General features: G+C 49.2%; 35 protein-coding genes. 31 read left to right on the forward strand and 4 right to left on the reverse strand.

Annotated features, from left to right (window positions below; genetic code table 11):
• Positions 1-49: 49 nt before the first annotated feature.
• The 16 genes from HV318_RS23625 (at position 50) to HV318_RS23700 (ending at position 8,230) form a co-directional block, all read left to right on the forward strand.
• Positions 50-745 (forward strand): hypothetical protein, encoded by a 696-nt coding sequence (locus HV318_RS23625; RefSeq protein WP_007372278.1) that lies wholly within the window; start codon positions 50-52, stop codon positions 743-745.
• Positions 746-767: 22 nt separating this feature from the next.
• Positions 768-965 carry a Lar family restriction alleviation protein gene (locus HV318_RS23630; RefSeq protein ID WP_032155220.1) on the forward strand — a complete coding sequence of 66 codons (198 nt, stop codon included), beginning with the start codon at positions 768-770 and terminating at the stop codon, positions 963-965.
• A gap of 52 nt (positions 966-1,017) precedes the next feature.
• On the forward strand, positions 1,018-1,476 hold the full coding sequence (locus HV318_RS23635; RefSeq protein WP_008786599.1) for a hypothetical protein: 459 nt from the start codon (positions 1,018-1,020) through the stop codon (positions 1,474-1,476).
• Positions 1,477-1,623: 147 nt separating this feature from the next.
• Complete coding sequence (locus HV318_RS23640) at positions 1,624-1,764, forward strand: hypothetical protein (RefSeq protein ID WP_007372281.1); 141 nt, start codon at positions 1,624-1,626, stop codon at positions 1,762-1,764.
• A gap of 15 nt (positions 1,765-1,779) precedes the next feature.
• Positions 1,780-2,412: a hypothetical protein gene (locus HV318_RS23645; RefSeq protein ID WP_007372282.1), complete on the forward strand. Its 633-nt coding sequence runs from the start codon at positions 1,780-1,782 to the stop codon at positions 2,410-2,412.
• Positions 2,413-2,869: 457 nt separating this feature from the next.
• Positions 2,870-3,544 carry a hypothetical protein gene (locus tag HV318_RS23650; protein ID WP_008786597.1) on the forward strand — a complete coding sequence of 225 codons (675 nt, stop codon included), beginning with the start codon at positions 2,870-2,872 and terminating at the stop codon, positions 3,542-3,544.
• Positions 3,541-4,005 carry a hypothetical protein gene (locus tag HV318_RS23655; RefSeq protein ID WP_008786596.1) on the forward strand — a complete coding sequence of 155 codons (465 nt, stop codon included), beginning with the start codon at positions 3,541-3,543 and terminating at the stop codon, positions 4,003-4,005. Before HV318_RS23650 ends, HV318_RS23655 begins: the two co-directional genes overlap by 4 nt.
• Before the next feature lie 138 nt (positions 4,006-4,143).
• Positions 4,144-4,383 (forward strand): type II toxin-antitoxin system CcdA family antitoxin, encoded by a 240-nt coding sequence (locus HV318_RS23660; protein ID WP_007372285.1) that lies wholly within the window; start codon positions 4,144-4,146, stop codon positions 4,381-4,383.
• Between the two features lie 2 nt (positions 4,384-4,385).
• Positions 4,386-4,694, forward strand: a complete 309-nt coding sequence (locus HV318_RS23665) for a CcdB family protein (RefSeq protein ID WP_007372286.1) — start codon at positions 4,386-4,388, stop codon at positions 4,692-4,694.
• 20 nt (positions 4,695-4,714) lie between these two features.
• Entirely contained in the window at positions 4,715-4,873 is a 159-nt protein-coding gene (locus tag HV318_RS23670; RefSeq protein ID WP_016241558.1) for a hypothetical protein, read from the forward strand.
• Positions 4,874-5,027: 154 nt separating this feature from the next.
• A complete protein-coding gene (locus HV318_RS23675; RefSeq protein WP_007372288.1) occupies positions 5,028-5,582 on the forward strand; it encodes a hypothetical protein in 555 nt (184 codons plus the stop codon).
• 69 nt (positions 5,583-5,651) lie between these two features.
• A complete protein-coding gene (locus HV318_RS23680) occupies positions 5,652-6,269 on the forward strand; it encodes a hypothetical protein (protein WP_007372289.1) in 618 nt (205 codons plus the stop codon).
• A gap of 82 nt (positions 6,270-6,351) precedes the next feature.
• Positions 6,352-6,822, forward strand: coding sequence for an HAD domain-containing protein (locus HV318_RS23685; RefSeq protein ID WP_007372290.1), 471 nt, complete (start codon positions 6,352-6,354; stop codon positions 6,820-6,822).
• A 301-nt stretch (positions 6,823-7,123) separates the two neighbouring features.
• Complete coding sequence (locus tag HV318_RS23690) at positions 7,124-7,411, forward strand: glutaredoxin family protein (RefSeq protein ID WP_016241556.1); 288 nt, start codon at positions 7,124-7,126, stop codon at positions 7,409-7,411.
• A 10-nt stretch (positions 7,412-7,421) separates the two neighbouring features.
• Positions 7,422-7,820: a hypothetical protein gene (locus tag HV318_RS23695; RefSeq protein ID WP_007372292.1), complete on the forward strand. Its 399-nt coding sequence runs from the start codon at positions 7,422-7,424 to the stop codon at positions 7,818-7,820.
• An 83-nt stretch (positions 7,821-7,903) separates the two neighbouring features.
• Positions 7,904-8,230, forward strand: a complete 327-nt coding sequence (locus tag HV318_RS23700) for a hypothetical protein (protein WP_007372293.1) — start codon at positions 7,904-7,906, stop codon at positions 8,228-8,230.
• 362 nt (positions 8,231-8,592) lie between these two features.
• Here HV318_RS23700 and HV318_RS23705 read toward each other — a convergent pair whose 3' ends face one another.
• Positions 8,593-8,931, reverse strand: a complete 339-nt coding sequence (locus tag HV318_RS23705; protein ID WP_007372294.1) for a hypothetical protein — start codon at positions 8,929-8,931, stop codon at positions 8,593-8,595.
• A gap of 237 nt (positions 8,932-9,168) precedes the next feature.
• Here HV318_RS23705 and HV318_RS23710 point away from each other — a divergent pair, with 237 nt between their 5' ends.
• The 4 genes from HV318_RS23710 (at position 9,169) to HV318_RS23725 (ending at position 11,101) form a co-directional block, all read left to right on the forward strand.
• Positions 9,169-9,612, forward strand: a complete 444-nt coding sequence (locus HV318_RS23710) for a hypothetical protein (RefSeq protein ID WP_007372295.1) — start codon at positions 9,169-9,171, stop codon at positions 9,610-9,612.
• A gap of 118 nt (positions 9,613-9,730) precedes the next feature.
• Entirely contained in the window at positions 9,731-10,072 is a 342-nt protein-coding gene (locus HV318_RS23715; protein ID WP_007372296.1) for a hypothetical protein, read from the forward strand.
• A gap of 158 nt (positions 10,073-10,230) precedes the next feature.
• A complete protein-coding gene (locus tag HV318_RS23720) occupies positions 10,231-10,785 on the forward strand; it encodes a hypothetical protein (protein ID WP_007372297.1) in 555 nt (184 codons plus the stop codon).
• A 49-nt stretch (positions 10,786-10,834) separates the two neighbouring features.
• Positions 10,835-11,101 (forward strand): hypothetical protein, encoded by a 267-nt coding sequence (locus tag HV318_RS23725; protein ID WP_007372298.1) that lies wholly within the window; start codon positions 10,835-10,837, stop codon positions 11,099-11,101.
• 67 nt (positions 11,102-11,168) lie between these two features.
• Here HV318_RS23725 and HV318_RS23730 read toward each other — a convergent pair whose 3' ends face one another.
• From HV318_RS23730 to parS, 3 genes are read right to left on the reverse strand one after another with little or no spacing between them, the layout of a single operon-like run.
• Positions 11,169-11,399 (reverse strand): hypothetical protein, encoded by a 231-nt coding sequence (locus tag HV318_RS23730; RefSeq protein ID WP_007372299.1) that lies wholly within the window; start codon positions 11,397-11,399, stop codon positions 11,169-11,171.
• Between the two features lie 43 nt (positions 11,400-11,442).
• Positions 11,443-11,901: an RES family NAD+ phosphorylase gene (locus HV318_RS23735; protein ID WP_008786589.1), complete on the reverse strand. Its 459-nt coding sequence runs from the start codon at positions 11,899-11,901 to the stop codon at positions 11,443-11,445.
• A complete protein-coding gene (parS, locus tag HV318_RS23740) occupies positions 11,898-12,338 on the reverse strand; it encodes an Xre family toxin-antitoxin system antitoxin (protein WP_007372301.1) in 441 nt (146 codons plus the stop codon). Before parS ends, HV318_RS23735 begins: the two co-directional genes overlap by 4 nt.
• Before the next feature lie 154 nt (positions 12,339-12,492).
• On the opposite strand from parS, the gene HV318_RS23745 reads away from it, so the two are divergent.
• The 11 genes from HV318_RS23745 to HV318_RS23795 all read left to right on the forward strand — a co-directional run bounded on the left by HV318_RS23745 (position 12,493) and on the right by HV318_RS23795 (position 21,192).
• Positions 12,493-12,810: a hypothetical protein gene (locus HV318_RS23745; RefSeq protein WP_016241555.1), complete on the forward strand. Its 318-nt coding sequence runs from the start codon at positions 12,493-12,495 to the stop codon at positions 12,808-12,810.
• 41 nt (positions 12,811-12,851) lie between these two features.
• Complete coding sequence (locus HV318_RS23750; RefSeq protein WP_007372303.1) at positions 12,852-13,694, forward strand: hypothetical protein; 843 nt, start codon at positions 12,852-12,854, stop codon at positions 13,692-13,694.
• Positions 13,666-13,944, forward strand: a complete 279-nt coding sequence (locus HV318_RS23755; protein ID WP_007372304.1) for a hypothetical protein — start codon at positions 13,666-13,668, stop codon at positions 13,942-13,944. Before HV318_RS23750 ends, HV318_RS23755 begins: the two co-directional genes overlap by 29 nt.
• A 59-nt stretch (positions 13,945-14,003) precedes the next feature.
• Positions 14,004-14,447 carry a hypothetical protein gene (locus HV318_RS23760; RefSeq protein WP_007372305.1) on the forward strand — a complete coding sequence of 148 codons (444 nt, stop codon included), beginning with the start codon at positions 14,004-14,006 and terminating at the stop codon, positions 14,445-14,447.
• 286 nt (positions 14,448-14,733) lie between these two features.
• On the forward strand, positions 14,734-14,898 hold the full coding sequence (locus HV318_RS23765) for a hypothetical protein (protein ID WP_007372306.1): 165 nt from the start codon (positions 14,734-14,736) through the stop codon (positions 14,896-14,898).
• A gap of 618 nt (positions 14,899-15,516) precedes the next feature.
• Positions 15,517-16,308, forward strand: a complete 792-nt coding sequence (locus HV318_RS23770; protein ID WP_233639326.1) for an HNH endonuclease signature motif containing protein — start codon at positions 15,517-15,519, stop codon at positions 16,306-16,308.
• 421 nt (positions 16,309-16,729) lie between these two features.
• Complete coding sequence (locus HV318_RS23775; protein WP_024196080.1) at positions 16,730-16,981, forward strand: hypothetical protein; 252 nt, start codon at positions 16,730-16,732, stop codon at positions 16,979-16,981.
• A 455-nt stretch (positions 16,982-17,436) separates the two neighbouring features.
• Positions 17,437-17,958 (forward strand): hypothetical protein, encoded by a 522-nt coding sequence (locus HV318_RS23780; RefSeq protein WP_007372310.1) that lies wholly within the window; start codon positions 17,437-17,439, stop codon positions 17,956-17,958.
• A gap of 46 nt (positions 17,959-18,004) precedes the next feature.
• Positions 18,005-18,274 (forward strand): hypothetical protein, encoded by a 270-nt coding sequence (locus HV318_RS23785; protein WP_008786584.1) that lies wholly within the window; start codon positions 18,005-18,007, stop codon positions 18,272-18,274.
• A gap of 663 nt (positions 18,275-18,937) precedes the next feature.
• Positions 18,938-20,191, forward strand: coding sequence for a ParA family protein (locus tag HV318_RS23790; RefSeq protein ID WP_007372312.1), 1,254 nt, complete (start codon positions 18,938-18,940; stop codon positions 20,189-20,191).
• Positions 20,188-21,192 carry a ParB family protein gene (locus HV318_RS23795; protein WP_007372313.1) on the forward strand — a complete coding sequence of 335 codons (1,005 nt, stop codon included), beginning with the start codon at positions 20,188-20,190 and terminating at the stop codon, positions 21,190-21,192. Before HV318_RS23790 ends, HV318_RS23795 begins: the two co-directional genes overlap by 4 nt.

Consider the following 21,192-nt stretch of genomic DNA (forward strand, 5'->3'; position numbering starts at 1 on the left):
AGGATTAAAACAGTTTTTAGCTTCACGATATTATGGAGAAACCGCCGTCATGCACCCATTCGATTCGGTCAGAGTAAAACTGAGTTTTGCCGGAAAGCCACCAGCGGCTTTACTGCAAAGCGCCCTATTTCTTGAAAATCAGCGTCCCGAATCCTCCAGTTGGAGCGACCCGGGCACGGCGGGTAATACACTGCTTCGCGACATCCTCCGGTCACAACCGGTTGAACTGAGCACTCTACAAGGCGTGGTTAATCTGACTACTGGCAACCTCGGTAAAGCCGAATGTAGTGAGTTGCTTGCACTGATGGGCCTTCGTAGCTTCGGTGAAGAAGCTGCTGAGTTAATGGTTCGCAATGCGTCAATGGTTTTTGCGAGTGGACAGGCTAATGCAAAGAACCTGATTCGCATGGAAGTCACTAAATCACACCTTACTTCTGATAAGCAGGTCATTGTCAGTACTGAAACCCTTGAGCGGCGTATGTACGTCATGAACAGCAACGGTATCTGCTTCGTCGTTGAGCCTGAGATCTGCCTTGATGCCGAGAAACTGCCGGGCGCGGATTTCTTTATCACTGAAGACGAAATGGATGCTGCGGGCGTGAGCCGCTGGGGTGAAAACGGCAGTCAGCACTGGCGATGCATGGTTACCTGGTTCAATGGCAGTAGCACCATCATGAACGAAATGGGACACATGTACGAGCTCGGTGATGAACCTGAAATTCGGCTCAATAGCTTCGGTGGATAAAGCCCACCAGCGAGGAAATACGATGAGACACGATAACGTCAAGCCCTGCCCTTTCTGCGGTTGTTCATCTATCCGGGTTCGGGAGATTTCGAATAATTTTCGCGCCTGCTGCAATTCCTGTGAGGCCACGGTGGCGTTTCAGGACTCCGAACAAGCCGCTGTGACGCGCTGGAATACCCGCGCTGAAGAGAAACAATCTGGCGGACTCCAGTCAGCATAAATTAAGCCCCGGGCTGCTCTGGGCCTGAATACCGATAAGAGGAAACACCGACATGAAATTTTACATCAGCGACGTTTTATGGAAATCCGGGCAGGCATTCATTTTCTCGTTTGTCACTGCTCCGGCAGTTGCGTTACTGCTCATTCTGTTCTGCACAGTTCTTACCAGTTCACCATCCAAGGTCTTCCTCGATCAGGCCCGTAGTCTGGTTGGAAATGCCACCAGCACCTCGGTCATGGTTTGCCCTGAAGAGAAAGCAGTGTTTGCCGCGTTCCGCTCCTCAGAATGCCAGCGACACGTGGTGAATGCCGATGATGCCATTAAACAATGGGACTCGCTGTTGCTCAAAGGCTACCTGATAGTGGCGGGTATCGCTCTTATCTGCTGGATGGTAAGCGAGGCAGTTAACTACCGCAGAAAGCCGTGGCGCTATGGGATCCGTCCCTCTGATATGACATTTAGCTATACAAAACTCGTGCCGAAAGAATCCGATGATGACGCGGATAAATAACCACTCATTTAGCACGGCAGACAGCCGGTCAATGCCAGCAGCACAGGGGGCAGTATGGGTAGACCTACAGGCAATATCGTCAGACTCACAAAATCAACAGGCCGCAGCAGCGACTTTTTCGGGCCATGTGAGTTGTGTGGAAAACATATGTCAGAAGCATTCCGTACCCGAAAAGCGCGTGAGTGGCAGCGTGAAAATGGCGAACTCTATTACGGCCATGATTCCGCCGTCATGTATGCACATGAAAAATGCATTCTGAATCTGGAAAGCAAATTTACCTCAAATTAACGACTGGTGAGATTTATGAAAATACCTCTGGGTAAGACGTTCCCAATTTTTTTTATCTTATTGGTGGTGGTGCTGGGGGGCGCTATCGCCGAGAAACTGCTATGGGAGGGACACCTCTATCCCGATTTTCTTATCAGTGATGCCTATGTGGCGAAAGATACTCAATTGCAGGCCAGTAACGACACAACACTGTTGAAGCAGTGCTACGCTCAGCACTTAACTGGATGTGAAAAGTATTATAGAAGCTTCAGCCAACTGGAGGTCAGGGGTAACGATCTCAAGTCGCTGTGTAAAGTCCTGACAAATAACACTGATCTGGACGTCTTTCAGAGTGATGCTCAATTGCTGGTTCGTTGCTCACGATGGAATGTTTTCCGTGTAATTCCATTTAAACCTACAGATAACGCAACTGATAAATTTAAGCCAATGGTCGATATGGTTGGGAGCTGGATGGCCTACAACCGGCTCTCAAAAGAGCTACTTCATGAAGATCCGGTCGATATCTTTTTTGTTGGACTGGATGAGGGAAAAAAGCAACTATCCCTGAAATATTGCTTTACCGGGGTTGATCAAATTCCTCCTCAAGTAGCTTTCCAGCGATGTGACACCGAGTCGGATACGACTAAAACCCAGAGTGACAAATCATGATGACATTTCTCGCTAATTTGCATCGCCATACTACGGCCTGCCGCAGCTTCGCATTCTTCACTCTGGTCTCCGGCCCGGCGATTGCTTTATTTATCACGTTCATCTGCATGAACTATTCAGGTTCACCTTCAGCGCATCTGGTTAGTGCAGCCAGGGCTGTCATTGATGGTGCTCCGGTCGGCAAACTAATGGTATGTACCGAAGAGCCACAATCCACGACTCCCCCGACACTTATCGAATCTCCCTGCGTTCGCGAGGCGGTCGATGAATCAATAGTAACCGCGAAGTGGGATTCAAACTTCCGAATGGTTTACGCAATGCTTGCTCTGCTTTCTTCTGTTATCTGGTGTCTAGTGAGCGCCACACGAGCGAACATATTCAAGGACGCTAAACCCCCTACTCGATAAGCCTGTCAATTCTCAAATAAAATGATGAAAAGTTGTGAAATTAAGGAGTGATGATGAACATAAATTACAGTATTAATAACAGTGTGCTCATGATGATGAGTGAGTTTATGATTACAGCTTTTGTAATCGTAATACTTTTTGTGATTGTATTAGTATATAACAAAGCGTTTAAGTCTGAATTAAGCATAAAAATATTTTGTTTTAGTCAGTTAACAGCCATTTTCATTTCCGTATTAGAAATAACAACAAAAAGAACAAATGCTGGAAGTATCAGTATTACATGGAGTGACGGCATCCATCAGTTTTATACTCACGTTTTTCTGGGGTTTGCTTTTTCTTTCTTACTTTTTTTGCTTGGTCTTTATGACTACAAAATGAAAGGCAACAAAGATGGTTTAAAGGATTGCAAAAAACATGTTTTACCGTGTTTCATAGGGAGTTGGTTCGTATTAATAATATTCTTTTTCTCCGCTTCGCCTTTGCGCTATGAGGAGAATTTGATTACGGATGCTCGCGTCGTAGCTTCGGATCCCAATCGAACCACAATTATCTATGCTGATGGGTTCTACTGGCTATTTGATATGGATAGAAATGAATTTGATAAGTCTATATCCAGAGAGATAGTCAGAGGCAACTACAAGATGTTATGTACTTCAGATACACCAGCTACCTGCTGGGCGGGCAGAAAATTCCCCAAAAACACATCACTGGATAAAGTTTTATGAAAGATTGTAACGCTGAGAAATATAGCTATTCATGTCTTTTCGCAGCGGTATTTAGACCAGGTGAAATGCCTGTCATTTCCGCGTTCCGGGCGCGGTATTGGGCTCTAATCATTCGATGGGCATTGCGTTTCGGTTACACCGTTTGCCTGATTGGCAGCACTGGAACCGGAAAAAGTTACCTCATCGAAAGAACGCTACCAGGACGGATCATTGATGCCCGACTGTTACTGGTAAAGAATGATTGGCATGGCCCTGTGCCATTCAGTTTGCGCGGTGCAAAGCCCGGCCCAGTTGGCATTGATGAGTCGTCCAGCTTTTCAGAGGAAACGCTGCGTCAGAACGCGGAGAACCTGAAAGAAAGAGGGGTAGTGTATACAGCACAAAGCATTGATAAAGCAGCTAAAGTTGCAGCCAACCTGCCAAACAGGCGTGTGTTGCTTATCATGATTGGAAAAACGTAGCCTCTGCGGTCTAGGCCATCTGACCTGCTGAACTGACGCAGTAGACTCTCTCGGAGGCAAACAAATTTGCTGGTGGGATAAAATGGGCGCATACTTAAAGCACGTGTAATCGACACGTGCTTTTTTATTGGAGGACACATGCAGGCTACAGCTGCTCGCCAGAAAAAAACCGTCAGTGTCACCCTTGAGCCAATGCTCGTACAGCAGGCAAAAGACGCTGGGATTAACTTGTCCGCCACGCTGGCAGAAGCGCTTCAGAGCAAACTGAAGGCCAGTGCAGCGGAAGAATGGAAACGACAGAATCGTGCTGGTATTCAGGAGTTGAACCGCATCACTGAAGAGCATGGGTTACTGTCTGACGAATACAGGACGTTCTGATAATGCAATATACCGTTTACCGCAATCCCGGCAACAGCCAGGCATACCCTTACCTGCTGGATATACAGAGCGACATCATTGGCGAGTTAAATACCCGCCTGGTGATCCCCCTTCATCGGCTTAAAAAAGGAGCCTCGGCCCCGGTTGCGCGATTAACTCCGGTCATACAGGTGGAAGGGAATGACGTTATCCTGATGACGCATGAAATGGCTTCAGTCCGCGTGAAGCAGCTCGGTCAGGCGGTCATGGACGCATCTCCGTTCCGGCACACTATCAAAAGTGCGGTGGACTTCCTGCTGGATGGTTTCTGACAGAGATAATGAGCGAGAAAATGATGAAGCAAAATGAACTGCTGGAAGTGGCAAAAGCCATGCGCGATTATATTGATGCCCTCCCTACCGATGTCGTTGCAGCATTACCGGTGATGCCGGGATTTGATCGAGACTGGGCCGACGAAGTCATTTACGAAGCCGAATCCGCCAGCAAATAACCCCCCGTCTGCGCCCGTTTCATCTGAATTCGGGCCGTCACAATCTTTCTGATTTTATTGAGAAAACAGCCTCTTTTTGTCCCCTTTTTTCCTTCGTCAGCAGACTCAGTCGTTCGATAATAAAAACAGACCAACACAACCACTGAGGTGTTTCATGTTAGCGATTATCCCGGCAGCAGGCACTGACAAGGTTTTTAAAACCTCCCTCAAACACGTGCTCGATGAGGACTTCCTGTTTGCAATGGCTTCAAAAGCAAGCGCGACGTACATTTCATCCCATATCAGCGATGACGGTGAGGGCACAGTGTTTTTCAGTCTGAGCGACTGGGATAACCTCAAGCCTTCCTTATCGGCTGATGGCTGGGATGGCGATACGATGCCCGGCTTCATTGATTTGCTGGATGCAATCGCAGCGCAGGGCTATAACACCGTCGAATTCCACATTTCTCACCCACTGGTGGTTGGCGCGGTCTGGTTCACCGATGAGTATTACTTCACGGTTACCCCGCTGGCGTATGACCTTGCCACGCTGGATGGTCAGTTTGTTCTGCCGGATGGCTCTTCCTACCGGCTGGATGACCTTGATGAAGTCAGCTATGACGAAATGACCGACTACTTTGACGGCATTATCGAAGTCGATGGCGATACCATGCTGGGTGTAAAGCGTAACGACGATGACACCGTAAACGTCAGCAAAATCGAAAGCTAACCCCTCCTCCCCGGTGTCGGTATCCGCCGCGCCGGGCTATTTTCCTGCCATCATCCTCTGGAGTGTTTCATGAAAGACCGTTTTTATCTGGTCAGCTTGCGTGACACCGTTGGTAGCAATACCGCTTTTCATAGCCATCACGGCAGAGGTTACAGCACCGATCAGCGTAATGCCCGGGTTTACACCCGCGAGGAAGCACAACGCGCATGGAATACGGGACGGGAGTTTGACCTGCCGGTTGATGCCGATGCAGTCGACCGCCATCTCGTGTTTCATGTTGATCATCAGTTTGTACCGGGAAAAACCATTCTCTCCGAAAGCGCCACCAAATATGTCGGCTTCGTTAATGGCCAATGGGACGGAAACGATCTGTTCTGGCTGGCTGATGCGGGTACTACCACGGATTTTTCCCTTGCCAGAGTTTTTGACTCACCACAGGCAGATAGACCTGATGTCGTCTGGTTACCCCATCACATCCCTGACGCTGCAAAGCGCCCTACCTTCAGTGTTGAGCGGATAGACCGCCGTAAAATGACGCAGGGGGCCGGTCTGCTGATGCCTGCCTGGCTGAAACGCCAAAATCGCCGACAGTCAAAGGGGCTGACTCGCTGGAATTGCCCCGGGTGTGGCCGTATTTCATGGCAACAGAATCCGTATGATTTTGATGGTTGCCGGTTCTGCATATAGTCAACTACCGCGAGAGGCCTCTATGTTCCGATTATTACAGAAGTGGTTAGTCAGGTTTACCTGTCAGGACGATATAGATTGTATGTCGACCCGGCGCTCTGCGGGCGAGTTCTGGCTGGAAATAGATGCCCGTCGTCACTGGATTTTCCTGGACATCGACGGTGTACTCCACCGGGCGGAAAACGGGTCACTGGAGTTTATGCCTGTGCTGGATCACGTGCTGACGCAATGCCCGCAGACGGGAATTATCCTTTCCACAAACTGGCGTACCGGCGTACCCCGGGAGATGGTGCTGAGTCATTTCCCTGCGGGTATACGCGATCGGATTGCTGGACTCAATCCCGATCTGGATGGGCTGGTGAATAACCACGTGCGTTATCACGAATGCATGGCGGTCGTTAAACGGTTCGGCCTACAGCATTACACCTTCGTGGACGATACCGCTCGACTCTTTCCAACTGACTGCCCTGCCCTGTTCCTGACTCACCGGCACGAGGGGCTGAATGCAACGCAGGGTAGCGCTTTGATAGACCGGATTCGGTTAATGAAATGACCGGTTTAAGGCTGAATACAAATTATTAATGAGGATGCGTTATGAATGAAATCCCACAATACGTCTATGACCTGATCGGTATTTGCCTCTTTGTTGGAATGTGGGTCGGAGGCGTTCTGCTTATTTGGTTTATTTTCTCTAATGGAGAGAGCGACGAATAGCCAGGCAACTGGCGCAACTGATGTTGCAGGATGGCCCCAACAATATCTTACCTGCTTACGCTCTGATTACCCGCGCAACGCTTCGTCAGAAGCGGAAAGCTGGGATAATGAATATATCCCGTATACACCAGGCTATCCCAATGAAAATTACTGTGTTTACTGCCCCTGATTGTCCGAAATGTCGCATGACGCTTACCCGCTTTTCTCTGGCTGGGGTGGACGTGAATGAGATCCCGCTGGTGGACAACGCAGATCTCGTTCGCCTGACACAAAATACCGGTGCGCCGCTGGTGGTGGTGGTCAACGATTCGGGCCGTGTGACGGGTTGGGGTGGGTTCCGGCCAGATCTTATTGCGACAACTGCCAATGGCTGGAGTGTCGGGTCACTCGATATCCCCCCGTCGCTGGTTAATCACGTCCTTCACTGAGGTAAACGCCATGCACAATATCTCTGTCGAAATCCCTGCGGCCCTCGGCGTACATCCTCCTTCAGGAGCGGATGTCGTGCTTATAGACGATCTGAATAACGCCCTCGCCGGTGCTGGCTTACCGCAACTGAAGATAGAGCCGATAACGTGGACACCGCCATCAGGCCGACCGGTGATCTACCGGTCTGAGGTTCCCGATATCCTGCGCATTGCAGGTATAAACCCTGACACCTCTGACATGGTGAAAACCTTCTGTTCCGGGCCACTGCCGATTGACGATAACGAGCTGGATGCCCTTCTGGAGATGCGCGAACGGGACGGTCATAGCGAAAGCTTCAGGATCGCGCTCTGTGGGGCGCTGGACGCGATTCTCATTCGACTCTACTCAGCAGAGCGTCAGCTTCGTTGAAACGCCAGTAAAGACGCTGGTGGCCTCATATGAGGTATCAATCGGCTCGGTTCCGTCTCAATAATTTAAAGAGAGCACGGTATATGAGTCCTGAAGAAGAAAAAGTGCTGCATCAGCGGCTGATACAGCTTGGCGATATGATGGGGGATGGCCTGCACTATGAGCGCGACGGTCAATGGATCACCCGGGAGTACAAAGCCACGTTGCGGGCGCTGGGGCTTTTGAAGGCTCCCAAGCGTAAGCATAACCCGACCAAAACACTCGCTGTGGATGAGCGAATGGCACAACGTGTGAAGGACGTAGCCTGTACCCAGTGCGCCGGGAAACTGAAACAGGTGCGCTCCGGGTCTCTGAAAGCGCAATGCACCCGGTGCAAAACCAAGTTCACCCTCCTGAAAACCATTAAGTAACTATACCCGCAGCTGGTGGTCACCCCACCAGCATAAAATATACCCGAAACTGTGACACCTGCGCTTGCCTGCCTCAATGTCGTGATAGCTGACAACCCCCACGAAGAAAACAAACCTCACACCTGCGATCGTCGTGATGCAACGATTTTGTCGAGCCAATTATATGAAGAGACTGTTATGAAAGACTTCCATTTCCTGTATGTCGAACTCCTGGTCGAATTGCTTCGACTGGTCAATTTTCTTCTGCCGTTGTGGTTTGGTAGTTGAAAATAGCAGGTAATACCCGGGCAAGACCTTCCCGTTTTTTTAAAATAAAAGGGCGCACATAGCGCCCTGTCAGAAAGGTATTTTGAAGCAGCAGACTACTTACGAAACTCCCATTGTTTAATCAGCTTTTTGACAAACGTCTCGCCATAGATCTCATGTGACTCCATGTATGCACAAAGCTGTATCAGGGTCATCATGCCATCGCGAAGGGTATCGCATGACTCGTTACGGCAATAGGCCGTGAGTTTGTACATATTCGCCCCGCAAACGTCCGGGTTGTAGAGATTAACAATCAGGCTTGCCGCGAATTTCTTTCTCTCTGCGATAGCGCCCAGATAAGCCAGCTCCCTTTTCAGGTCTTCCGGGATAGGTGTGACAGCACACGCTCGCGGGTTCAGGTTTATCTGGATATGGTCAAAGTCGAGTTCCTGCATTGTCCTGGTTCCTTCTGCTGATATTCGGTATCCGTCTGCCGGGCCACACGATTCTGCATGTAATGCCCTTCATATCACCATTGTACCGGATACCTGCAATTTGCCCCGTAACTACCGGTGCTGATGATAAAAAATATCTTTATTTTGCGAACGATATACACCAGTCCGTCCTGATTTCGTCAGCTGAATTGTGCCGGGTAAGCTGGTTGCCATGTGAGTGACCTAATGGAGAACACCATGCAGCACACTGCAACCACACACCCGCAACCGGCTAACACCGTGAGTATCGTCAGTACGACCTACGGTCAGACGCTGGTGGTACTGAACGGGAAATGTCTCTACTGCGCACCACCAGAGCGAGGAGACGAAGCCCGGCAGCTGGCATCAACCACTGCCGGGGCACTCAACGTGCCGGTCGATGTCGTCCACCTCGATACATTTGCTACCGATACAACCGAAAGCCAGCTGATGGCCCGCTTTGAAAACCAGAATGCCGGGCCGTGGTATAGCCATGCGTTTACCATCGCGTTCAGTGTTGAATACCCGGCGAAGAGTAGCGATGACATTCCACCAGCGGAATTACACCGTGCATTGATGAAGCGGGCCAGAGAGTTTACCGGTGATCTGGATGCGCTGGTGGAAGCCTGCGGGGCATCTTATGACAGTTATCAGATGGGGTAACTCCTGCTGGAAATGACCGCATTCTGCTGGCGTTTTCAATGAGATATCGCCAGCCGCTTTGGTAGAGTTTTCCAGATAGCAAGCGAACATCATAGCCAGTGGCAAGAGGTAAACCTATATGAATTCTGTCTGTCTTGATTACGAGAAAGTGGATTTTCTGGCGAATCTCCTGATCCCCACCCTCGCCAGACACCCCATCAGTAACAGTTTCCCGGAGCGCGGCCTCGCACTTAAGGAAAAGCACCCTGAGCTGGTGGGCTGGCCCGAGCGCAAACTGGGTGAAGTGGAAAATTACCAGAATGCACTGTCCAGACAGCTACCGAGCCTGAACAGCATGTCCTTGCCGGAGTTTATCGACTTCATTCTCACCCCGCATGTCGCGGAGTATGTTCTTGAGCAGGTTGGCACTCCGCTTGCTGAAGAAACCATGCAGCTGTTTATGGCGAAAGTGAAGGCATAACGCGGTTTTCAGCCCCATATACTCCAGATCATAACCGGCCTTAATGGTCGGTTTTTTTTGTGAATTTTCTGCCCCGAAAGCCTTCGTCACCTGCGGGGAGCGTGGTTAACTGGTTATGTAAACAAAACGAACAACACACATAACTACAGGGGTCTACCATGTTAAATCCAGCTATCTGCGCCATGTTCATGTTTCAGGGCTTCCAGCATGAAGTCTCCCGTCTGACCGCATTATCAGTGGCTAATCCTATCCCCCTCACCTTCAACTGTGACAGCGTACAGACAATGATCTGTGAAACGCTGGCTGGTGGCGAAATTGAATGTGCTCACTGGATGTTGGATGCCGCAGAGCAGATCTGTAAAGCCTGCGAACCTGCGTATCAGGCATCTGAAGAACCGGGAGTCTGGTACTACGACATTGCTGAACGTCTGGGCGCTGAAGTGGCCTGCCGTTGCGTAAAAGGTGATATCAGCACTGACCAATTGGTCGCTGTTGCAGTTAACCTCACTGAGTCATGGAACACGCTGAGCGAAGACAGCAATCAGGAGCCTGATTGCGGATCATATGAAAATACCGTCAGGACGTTGGTAGAACGTGCTGATACAGCAGAAGCGGCTTGCGTAGAAGCAGTCAGAATCCTTGATGGTGGTGAGCGGCAGGCGTTATCAAAGGCGATAGCAATTCTTCGCCCTGTGGCCGCAACGTTGCAGTAGATAGTGGCAGAACACCAATACACACAACACTCACTACAGGAAAATGACCATGAAACTCACCGTATCGACTCGCCCGGTAAGAATTGAAGGGAATTATGTCTCTGTCGTCTTTAATCGTTCCCATAACTCCATGCCGGAAACAGCAGAGGTTAAAAATGCCGATCAGGCGCGGGCATTCATCAACGATTACATCGCCCGTAATATCAACGAAACGCCGATGCATCTGGTGCTGACAAAAGAGGGCCGGGCATTTGGCGGGTTCGACGCGCTGAATAGTAGCCTTCCGCCCGCGATTGAATCATCAACCCGTTTGTAATGACTGACTGGTGGCGCTCAGTGAGGAGCGTCACCCGGCATCACGGAGGGAGTTGCAAGAGTTCTGATTAGCCTTTCCTGACCCACGCCCAAAGCATCGCACCCGCCAACACCGTCAGCATCAGAGCAAACACGGAACCAACCAGACTCGCATCGCCATTCTTGCCGGAGTAACCGCAGGTTTGAGATGCGTCACCAACTGCCTGACAAATTGAATCGGGATCAAGTCCCCAGTAGACAAAGGCGAACAAGGCAATTACAGAGATAAACGCTTTAGCGACTTTCGCTTTCTGAATCATCAGAGACACCTCAGTTCGTCAATGCCGGGGAGTTGCCTGTGTGTTATTTCAGGCGGGAATCAAACCGGAACGGAATTTTCTTAACCGTAGCCATCAGGTCAAAGAGTTCAGGGTGTGCCGGATTCAGCAAGTAGTTAAATTCAACCGGAGACAACGCACTTGGAATACGCAGCGCGATAGAAGAACCGCTTTCAGCCCAGTTATCACCGTAGAGCGCCAGCTCAGCAGGAGCATCCTCACTCGCCCAGTTATCAGGGAGACGGCTCATGTCGAAGGTCTGGATCTGATCATCCGGTACATCAAGACTCAGCAGTGTAAAGTCGTCCAGTAACTGCGGCGCGTGAATGTGTACCAGCGTTTCAAGCATGGTAAGGCTGGCCGTTTCAGACAGGTAGACCATTGCAGTGCCTACGCTGTTCCAGCGGCCCCCCGTTTCTTTCGCACCCAGACCAGACCACGCAGTCATCAGATAACGGGTCTTGGTCAGTCGGTAAAGGATCACGAGTATACCCCGTGCTCAATACGCGTAATCAGGCGCATCACTTCAAGCGCACCTGTCTCAGAAGAAACAAGCTCTGCCGGTGATTTCCAGCTCAGACCACGGTTCGCTTCGTTCAGCCATTTGTGCGCCGCTTCTTTGTCACCTTCAAACAGCTCTACAGCGCGTTCAATTACGCGGATAATGCGCACCAGACGTTCGCTCTGATCGGCAGTGAAACGGTCTTTGATGCTACGATTAAACGTCGTATTAGGTATACCCGACATTTTGCGCAGCTCAGACGGCGTGATGTTAGCCCATTCAGAAATGTGCTTAGCTACTGTGCCATCGAGACCGTGATTGATTTTATCCATCAGCGCGATACCGTCATTATCCAGCCCAGCAACCTGCCATAAGCAGTGCTGATTCGTTTTGGTAACGTCTGGAGAAAAAACTTTCATCGTCATAACTAGCCCTCCCATTTGGTAATTCAATTATACCATATGGAACACTAACGGCAATCTTTTAACCATCAGACAACCTCAGCGCCCTTCGTCACCAGCCCCACCTGCCAGATAATAGGTCAATAACGACAAAACTATGACAGGGGGCATCATGCCGAATCTCTTACGTTATGACCAACTGGACTCCTCACGTCAGCCAGCAGCGCGGGCATCAGCCGCTAGTGGCGAATTATGGTGTGCCCGCAACAACGTAAAAAAGCAGGCGGCAGCGTCAAAGGCCGCAATTCACCAGGCAATCAATGATCAGCACCGCATTACCCGGCTGCGAAACACCTTTTCGCTCGCGAAGGATATGCGTGAAAAGCCGGTCGTCTGGATTGAAAAGCGCATCCTCGAAAATCTGTGCATGTTCAATGAGCAGGACGATATGTACCTGTTCACGCAGCAGAACTTTGTCAGCAAACTCTGAACCTCCGGCCCGGCTCGTCGGGCCATTAAAAGGAAACCGATATGACAGACTTCATTGATAAACTGGCAGCGAATGGTGTGGCCTTTACCCTTCAGGACGGACGAATCATCGTTGAAGGCGATCTTCGTGTCGGGTTTACGCTTGAGCCAGAAGATCCGGCAATTCCCTGCGACTATATTCCCGCGAATCTGACCGTGACGAACACCCTGACCATTCTGTCGGGCATTCATAGCATCCCTGCCGGGCTGGTGGCCCGCAATCTGTTTATCAGCTACTCTGAGCTGGAATCTCTCCCTGACAACCTGACCATTACCGGTACGCTCATGGCGAATTCTTCACGTCTTAAGTATCTGCCGGAAAATCTGACGGTGGGCCGCGTTCTGGACATCATGTGTACTGATATCGCCTATCTGCCGGATACGCTGAAAGTAGCTGGCAGTATGATGCTGTCAAACACCCGTATTACCACTTTGCCGGATAACCTGCATCTTGAAGAAAATCTGGCCCTCGAAGCCATGCCGTTGCAAGCGTTGCCAAAAAACCTGAAAGTGGGCCACAGCCTGTATCTGGATGCTGTGGCTCTGAAGCGGATCCCTGAGTGTATATCGTGCCCCGTGATTAACCTGGTTAACCCTGGTAATTTTGAAAATGTCGCGTCAGTCACCGGTATCGGCGGAAAGCCTAACCGCCATGTCTATGCGCTACGTACAGCGCTTGGCGTTCGCGTATGCATGTACGATTTGTCTGTAGACCCGGAAATATTTGGTCTGCTGGTACGTGGCATCTATGATGAACCCACGGCTGAACTACTTGATAAGGCCGCACAACAATGTATTCAGCGTCTGGAGGATATGTATGCTTCTGAAAACGCAGTTCGGCACTGACTCGGGTATGATTTATACCCGGAAGGTGTATCTGCATTACACCGACACTGACGGGCATTCACGCAGCAAGCTGATAAAAGGTTACTACTACCCGGGCGAAGTCCCGGTTGAGTCGTTTTCAGAGCGGGCACTTGCTCCTGGTATGCGCCAGCTGTTGAGTTGCCGCTGCGGCGCAATAAACTGGGTCGCAACTGGTGGTATCAACGAATACCAATGCGACTGCTGCGCAAAGGAAATAACCGTTTACTGACGGTCTGCACGGGGATACCGTTCGACCGGCATACCCATGACAATAAGAGCAGGTGCTAAATGACAAAAGAAGAATCACAATTTTATGCTGGTGCAATCTGGGCCGCATCGACCATTTACCGGATGCATTCTGACTCGGTGGTAGCGAAAGATTTTCTCCGTGAAATTAACGATCTGGATGTGGCAGCAAAATGTGGTGCTGAGTACGACGTTCTCCCATTACGCCTGTTTGTTTTGCGCGATTTACCATTGGGCCACGATGCGGATTATGAAGCCATCAGCTTCGGGCCGGTAGACCGTCACGGCAATATCATCTGCGATCACTCTCAGACTTCGGTCACCGATATCTCCGGCCAGCGAGCGTATGGGGTTTATGCCCGCCGTGCGGGTGAGTCGAATCTGACGCTCATCGACAATCTTGATGATGAAGAAGAAGCCGAACCACTGGCGAAGGTGCTGGCTGAACAGCTCCAGCAAATCAAAGAAGGTCGCTACGATATTTAAGCGTTAGACCACGTACTGCTGGTGGCAATACACTGGCGATTAAGGGGGTTAAGTGACTTAAATGATCCACTGACCTGTCTGTGTAAAGCCTGTTTATCCCAAAGCCGTCTGGTTCACCAGGCGGTTTTTTTATGCCCGGAATAGCAAGCACAACACAAAACGAAACCGATATTATCTTTCTGAAAATACAGGGCTTTTTATGCCCTGGTTTTCTTCGTCACCTGAGTCACTCACCAGATACTGGATACAGAAGCCACAACATGTAACCCGTTATCAGGAGCGACCCATGAAAGCACAAGCTGTTCGTAATCACTCTTTTGGCTCACTGAAGCTCAGCGCAAGCAATGCGGCAGCAGCCGCGCTGGCGCACCCGGTAACCCATTTCTTCATGCTGTTCGCCATCGTGATGTACCTGGTCTATGGCGGTGTAGTACTCGGCATTAAGCCGTAGCATTCCCTGTGGCCGGTCGCCCAACCGGCTTTGCCTCCAACCCTTCTGGAGGTAGTTGTTAACTTCCCCGGTAAACCGGGGATTTTTTTACCCGTAGTTCCAGCGTTCGCCACTGGAGCTAAAACCCACCAGAGCGAATTCCGTAACATAAGCGCTTCTTCTACGTCCGATCAGTACCTTACCCTATGAGCAACCCGTCACACTCTGCTAGCCTTCCTCCCGGAATGAACGACACTCTGATGTCCCTATATATCGAACCGGATATGCCTGGTATCGATGATCTCGTTATAACAATTATTCGGCTTCGGCGTGAGGGCTGGACAGCATCTGAACTGACTTTCCGTATACTTTCGTCAGTTGCATATCAGGTGATTCCTCCAGAGGCGTTTACCGACCCTAAGCATCACCTCCTGAAAGAGTATGTCAGTTTGTCCCGTGAGTTCGGCCTAGTAAGCGGGGCAAGACATAATGCTCACCTCCGTGGTGTCATTCGCAGAGGGATAATGTCGGGAATAGATAGAGCAGAGGTAATACGCCGCGTTCTTTTCTCCCCGCACTATTCAGAACATGAGGAAGATAACCAATCTGATTCGTTCCCTCGTTCGTCGTAACAACCGGGTGGCATTAACGCTTTTTCCCCGAATGTTCCGGTACAAAGCCTTTGGCGTGGTTGAAACAGGATCTGGTTATCCGCGACGGCCTGAACATCAGGAATCCAAAGTTTGTCTACTGGCAGGATATCTCAGAGTCCAGGAAGAAATTCGTGCTTCTCAGGCCCGTCTGGCTTTACTAAATACTGAAATCGAAAAGGAGAATGCTCAGGAGTACGCACGTAACAAAATTCCGGCATCACGGTTGGCTCACTTCAGGCTCTGGTTCACTCGCCGATTTGGTAATGACACATCCCGTTTGATTGAGTCCGTGGACACCTACTGCGAGGAGCAGAATCCAGTAATGGATGAGCAACCGGCTGTATTGCCATTACCACGCGGTCACCTCCCCCATGCAGATATCCGTATGCGCTCCCCGAGCTTCCGCCGAGAGGTTAGCGTTCGCGATGTGCATGTCCAGTCTCAGTTCCGTGAGTTGGTGGATAAGAATTTCGGAAGCCTGTGCGCGGTATCGGGCAAACACCTCAACGGTGTGCTGGAGGCAGCACATATTGAACCAACATCCGTAGCAGGCTGCTATAACGCCAGTAACGGCATTTTGCTATCACCAACATTCCACAGGCTGTTTGACACAAACATGATGGGTATTGATCCTGATACACTACAGATTCACTTCGCCAGCGGTATAGAGTTCCCTGAGTATGAAGGGGTCTGTATAAAACCGTTGTTCTACAATCTGGATAAAAACAGGCTCGGGGCAAGATGGCTTGAATTTAAAGTGAAATCACCTGCGGAGTAAGCCCTCTCCCCTCTTCCATCTCCCTGCCCTATCCAATCTATTTATTGGAAAGGCATAGCAGCATGGAGATAAGTAGCACACAAGTAACTCACCGATAATTCACATAAAAACCATATCAAAACAAATCAATCAGATTATCGCATTTCCTAGCGCACTTTTAATTCACATTTTATGGACTTTTAATCCAATCCTCTCCTGTTCACTTTGAATTTAAGTGATATCAGTGAATGATAAGGTACGAATAATTCACTAAATAACAACTATGTAAATTCAACAGCATAAAAACCAGAGCGCTATCTTCGGACTGGTTCCAGTAATTGATGGTTTGAGTCCGGCCCGCATGTCATACTGATTTATATCTTTCGTGTAGCCCTGCGGTAGGCACGATTTCATCCCAATACATCCAGTGGCATGTGACTATATGATCGACCAAGCAGAGTTAATGAAGAGTGTTTTAGCGGTTCTGCAAGCCAGAAACGTGTCATTATCAGAGAGCCCTACGCGAATTCTGATGATGCTTCCAACACGGTTACGCGTGAATGTCACTGTAATCGATGCTCAAAATGAACCGTTAACCGCGACACTGATGCTGGATCAGGAAGGTCAAGTGACCTGTAAGCTGGCAACAGACCCCGCTGATACCGTCGTTGATATCAGTCGATATAGAGTATGATTTAAATCTTCGCGTTCCAGCCAGCCGTTCCCAGCTTCGTTGTAGAATATTGCAATAAGCCAATCCCCAGCCAGCCCTGTAATGTAACCGAAGAAAATCGTGCGCAATGCGCACGTAAAAATGTCTGCCCGCCACGCGGGCAATCGCCGTCCAAAAGCTTCGCTCTCAAGCGAAGCAGGCACGGCATGTAAATTCGAATAGAGCCCTCACGGGGCGATTAGGCGAATTCGCGGCCCGCTAGGGCAAAGTCTCAAAGCGTATGGGGGTTAACACCCCCAAAACGCTGTGGAGACTGTTGTGGCTTTTCGGAACTACGATCCCGAAGTACTGACTAAGGGTTGCGGCTGCCACCAGCCCGGCTATCAGGCGACCCAACAATTATTTCTCCGTATCACTTCGTCACCTGCTCAAGGTGATTGAAAATAGAATCACAATTAGAAAGCGGGGAACACACAATGAACACTCAGACAAGAATCAAATTGAAAGGCCTCAAAATCTATACTGGCATGAGCCAGGAAACAGTCTGCTTTAACGCTACTGTCCTCTTCGACGGGCTGAGCATAGGTACAGCTGATAATGATGGGCATGGTGGCGAAACTCGCGTACTGTTCGAACCAGGAAAAAAAGAGCTGTTCCGCCAGGCCGAATCATATGCGAAGGGTCTTCTGCCAATCTGCCTTGGCGAACACAATGGCAAGCCATTTCTCATAGACTCAAACCTGATTGAAGTAATCGACCAGCTTGTCAGTGACGAGGAGCGTAACCGGAAAACTAAATCAAGTTTCAAGAAGGTTTACCGCAAGAAAATCTGCGTCTTACGCGAAGGTAGACTTTGGACAGTGGGCTACAAAAGCCAGGCTCAATACGCTTCATACATCGCACAAATCAAAAAAGAACATGGCCCTGATATCGTTATCCTGGACGATTTGGAACATGATGAAGCTTTCGAGCTGTACAGTAAGCACTTATACGCCTGACCATCAAGCGTGGTAGAATTGGATAATTCTAGCGCAGAGGATCACTATGAAAGTTAAAGAGCTTATCGCCCAGCTTCAGCTACACGACCCTGATGCTGTTGTCGTAATTGCCGGATTTGAAACCCAGAGTACTGGACTGGTTGCCGAGGCCGATACTATTAAAGAATGCGTGACAGTTCCTGTCCAAGCGGACAGCATGACGGGTGACCGTTCGTTGGCAAAGGAGGGTTCACCTTCTGTCTGGTTGGGATGGGGGAATGATTACCGCACGGAGTTCTTCGTTAGTGCCATCAACGACCCGGACGAATTAGCCTAACTATATCGAATACCCAAGAGCCTCTACTTCAGAGGCTTTTTTATTTGATGGGTCTTACGGGAAACCTTGTCATTCATTTACCAATAGTTGCAGGGCGTATCCTCCAGCGCTAAGTCACTTAACCCCCTTAATCGCCAGCCAGCATCTCCGGGTTCTGCCCGACCCGTGGATTACTTAACACCCTTAATCGCCAGTCAGCCTCTCCGGGTTCTGCCCGTACCGTGGGTCACTTAACCCCCTTAATCGCCAGCCAGCCTCTCCGGTTTCTGCCCGTACAGTGGGTCACTTAACCCCCTTAATCGCCAGCCAGCCTCTCCGGTTTCTGCCCGTACCGTGGGTCACTTAACCCCCTTAATCGCCAGCCAGCATCTCCGGGTTCTGCCCGACCCGTGGGTTACTTAACCCCCTTAATCGCCAGTCAGTCTCTCCGGGTTCTGCCCGCCCCGTGGATTACTTAACCCCCTTAATCGCCAGAAGAGAAAGATGATGTGTCATTGAACTGCATTTCGAGATCGCAAAATGAAGAAAAAACAAAATAGAATGTTAGCGTCTCAATCTGATTGCCGTTACAATTATACGCATAGAGCGTCATTTTACGCATTATACGTAAAGTATACGCATATGCGTTTAAATTCATAATTCAGGTTTGAGGGTATGACGAGAATGAATCTAATAGATAAAATTGCCCTTGTCGGGCAACGCATGAAGTCCGAACAAATTTCATTGAAAGAATCGTTACTGGCTTCTTCCCGGGTATCTGTATCAGATGACAGTGTGGAGGGGGTAGATCGCCTTATCTATAACCACTGCCTGAATAAAAAAAATCTCTCCGACTTCTTTGGAAAATCTCGAGTTACCTTCAATAAAATTCTCGCTGATCTCGAAGAAAAAAGGCTGGTGGGTCAACCTATTTATCAGAACAAAAACCACCTTTATACCCGCTGGGATGTCCAGAATATTATGGATGCCCTGGGTTATCCGCGCTATAGAGATTACTACCAGAGCCGAACAATCATTGTTCAGAATCATAAAGGTGGGACAGGAAAAAGCACGACCTCAGTGGCTCTGGCTGTAGCAGCAGCACTTGATCTCCAGTTGAATGCCAGAGTTTTAGTAATTGAATGGGATCCGCAAGGCTCTATTGGTAGCGGTATGATTCAAAGCGTATCTGAAGACGACGTATTCCTGACTGCAATCGACGCAATCCTGGGCGTGTATGAAGAAGGTTCTGAATATAAAAAATACCTCGACATGGGTTACTCTGAGGCTGAAATCATTGAGAATATGCCGTTCTCAACCCATCTGCCAAATCTTGATGTAATTACTGCGTTCCCAACCGATGCGAGATTCAAAGATAAATACTGGCAGTGCAGTAAAGAAGAGCGCACTCAGTTGTTGCTACGATTCAAAGAAGTGATAATGCCAGTCCTGAAAGCTAAGTATGACCTTATTATCTTCGATACCCCTCCAGAAGACTCGCCAATTATCTGGGCCGCTGATGAGGCCGCTGACGGTATTCTTGTCGCAGTTTCTCCGCGAGAATACGACTATGCATCCACAACTGATTTTATGCTGACGATCAGTGAGCGATTCCGTCAGTCTCCCAATAAAGGTGAAAATATTAAATGGTTTAAAGTACTGGCCGTTAACGTCGATGATAAAAGCCCATACGAAAAAATAGTCCTCGATAAGTTAATTCGAACCGTTCAAGACCTGTTTATGGCAACCAATATCAAAAACTCTGAAGCATTCAAAGCAGCTGCGTCACGGGGTAGGTCGGTTCTCGATATTAAGAAATCTGAAGAGTTATGTTCACCAAAGCAGCTGGATATTGCCGAAGAATCCGTAATGTCCGTATATCAACAGTTTATTAATGAGATAAAGAGTTTTTCAGCGAAGGAAGGAGTTAACGCATGAGTGATGAACAGCATATCGGAAACGATAAATCGCGTTATCTAAATACGCCAAAGCGAACCGATGTAGGCCACCGTTCCGGGTTAGCTAACCTTAAGAGTCCCCCTCGCATTAAGAAACTCTTTACCCTTCATAACGGGCGAAAACTTGAAGCTGAGCACGTCACTGTAGCAGCTGAAAATGTCGCTACTGAGACCGCCGTTCACCCAATGAACCCGCGAAATCAGGAAGCGCTTACCACAAACGCAGTACGAGATATCCTGCAACAAATTGAGTCAAGGGGTGTTGATACTGAAGGTGTTGCCGTTAAACGTGATGGCGTGTACCTGCTTATTGAAGGTAGCCGCAGACGTTTTTGCTGTATTGCGGCTCAAAAAGATCTGCCTTTATGGGTGCTACCAGATGATCTATCAGCTGAGGACATCAAGGCGATTATTACCGCTGCACAAACATCACGCCGATTCTCATACCGAGAGGTTGGGCTTCAGTATCTGGAACTAATGCAGGAAAAAGGATTCACCAAAAATGAAGAGCTTGCCCTCTTTCTTGGCATAAGCCATGTGTCAGTCTTTAAACGTATTCAGGCGGCGCGTATTGACGGTTCGTTGATAGCTCTGTTCCCGGATTATGAAGGTATACCAAACTCCTTCTACAGCCGGTTGTCCAAACTTCAGAAATACGTAGAGAGCAACCTTTTCATTCTTGCAGATGTAGTTGATAGGGTGAAAGAAGAAATTGCTAATCTGGACATCAGTGACATCCCGGAAGCGCAGAAAATTGTCATGGCGCAGATCACAAAGGCGGTTGAATTACTCGATCAAAAGCCACCTGCAAAAAGTTGGGAAACCCGTGATCTGGCTAATTTTGCTAATAAGGACAAATACGCCCGTATCAGCAAAAATGCATCGGGCCGTAAAGTTCGCTTTGAATTTAACCGAATGAGTACCGAGCTCATGGCAGAAATTGAAGCATTTATTACGGATAAACTGAGTAGCGAAAAATAA

The organism is Enterobacter sp. RHBSTW-00901, from assembly GCF_014103115.1.
Classification (GTDB): domain Bacteria; phylum Pseudomonadota; class Gammaproteobacteria; order Enterobacterales; family Enterobacteriaceae; genus Enterobacter; species Enterobacter cloacae_P.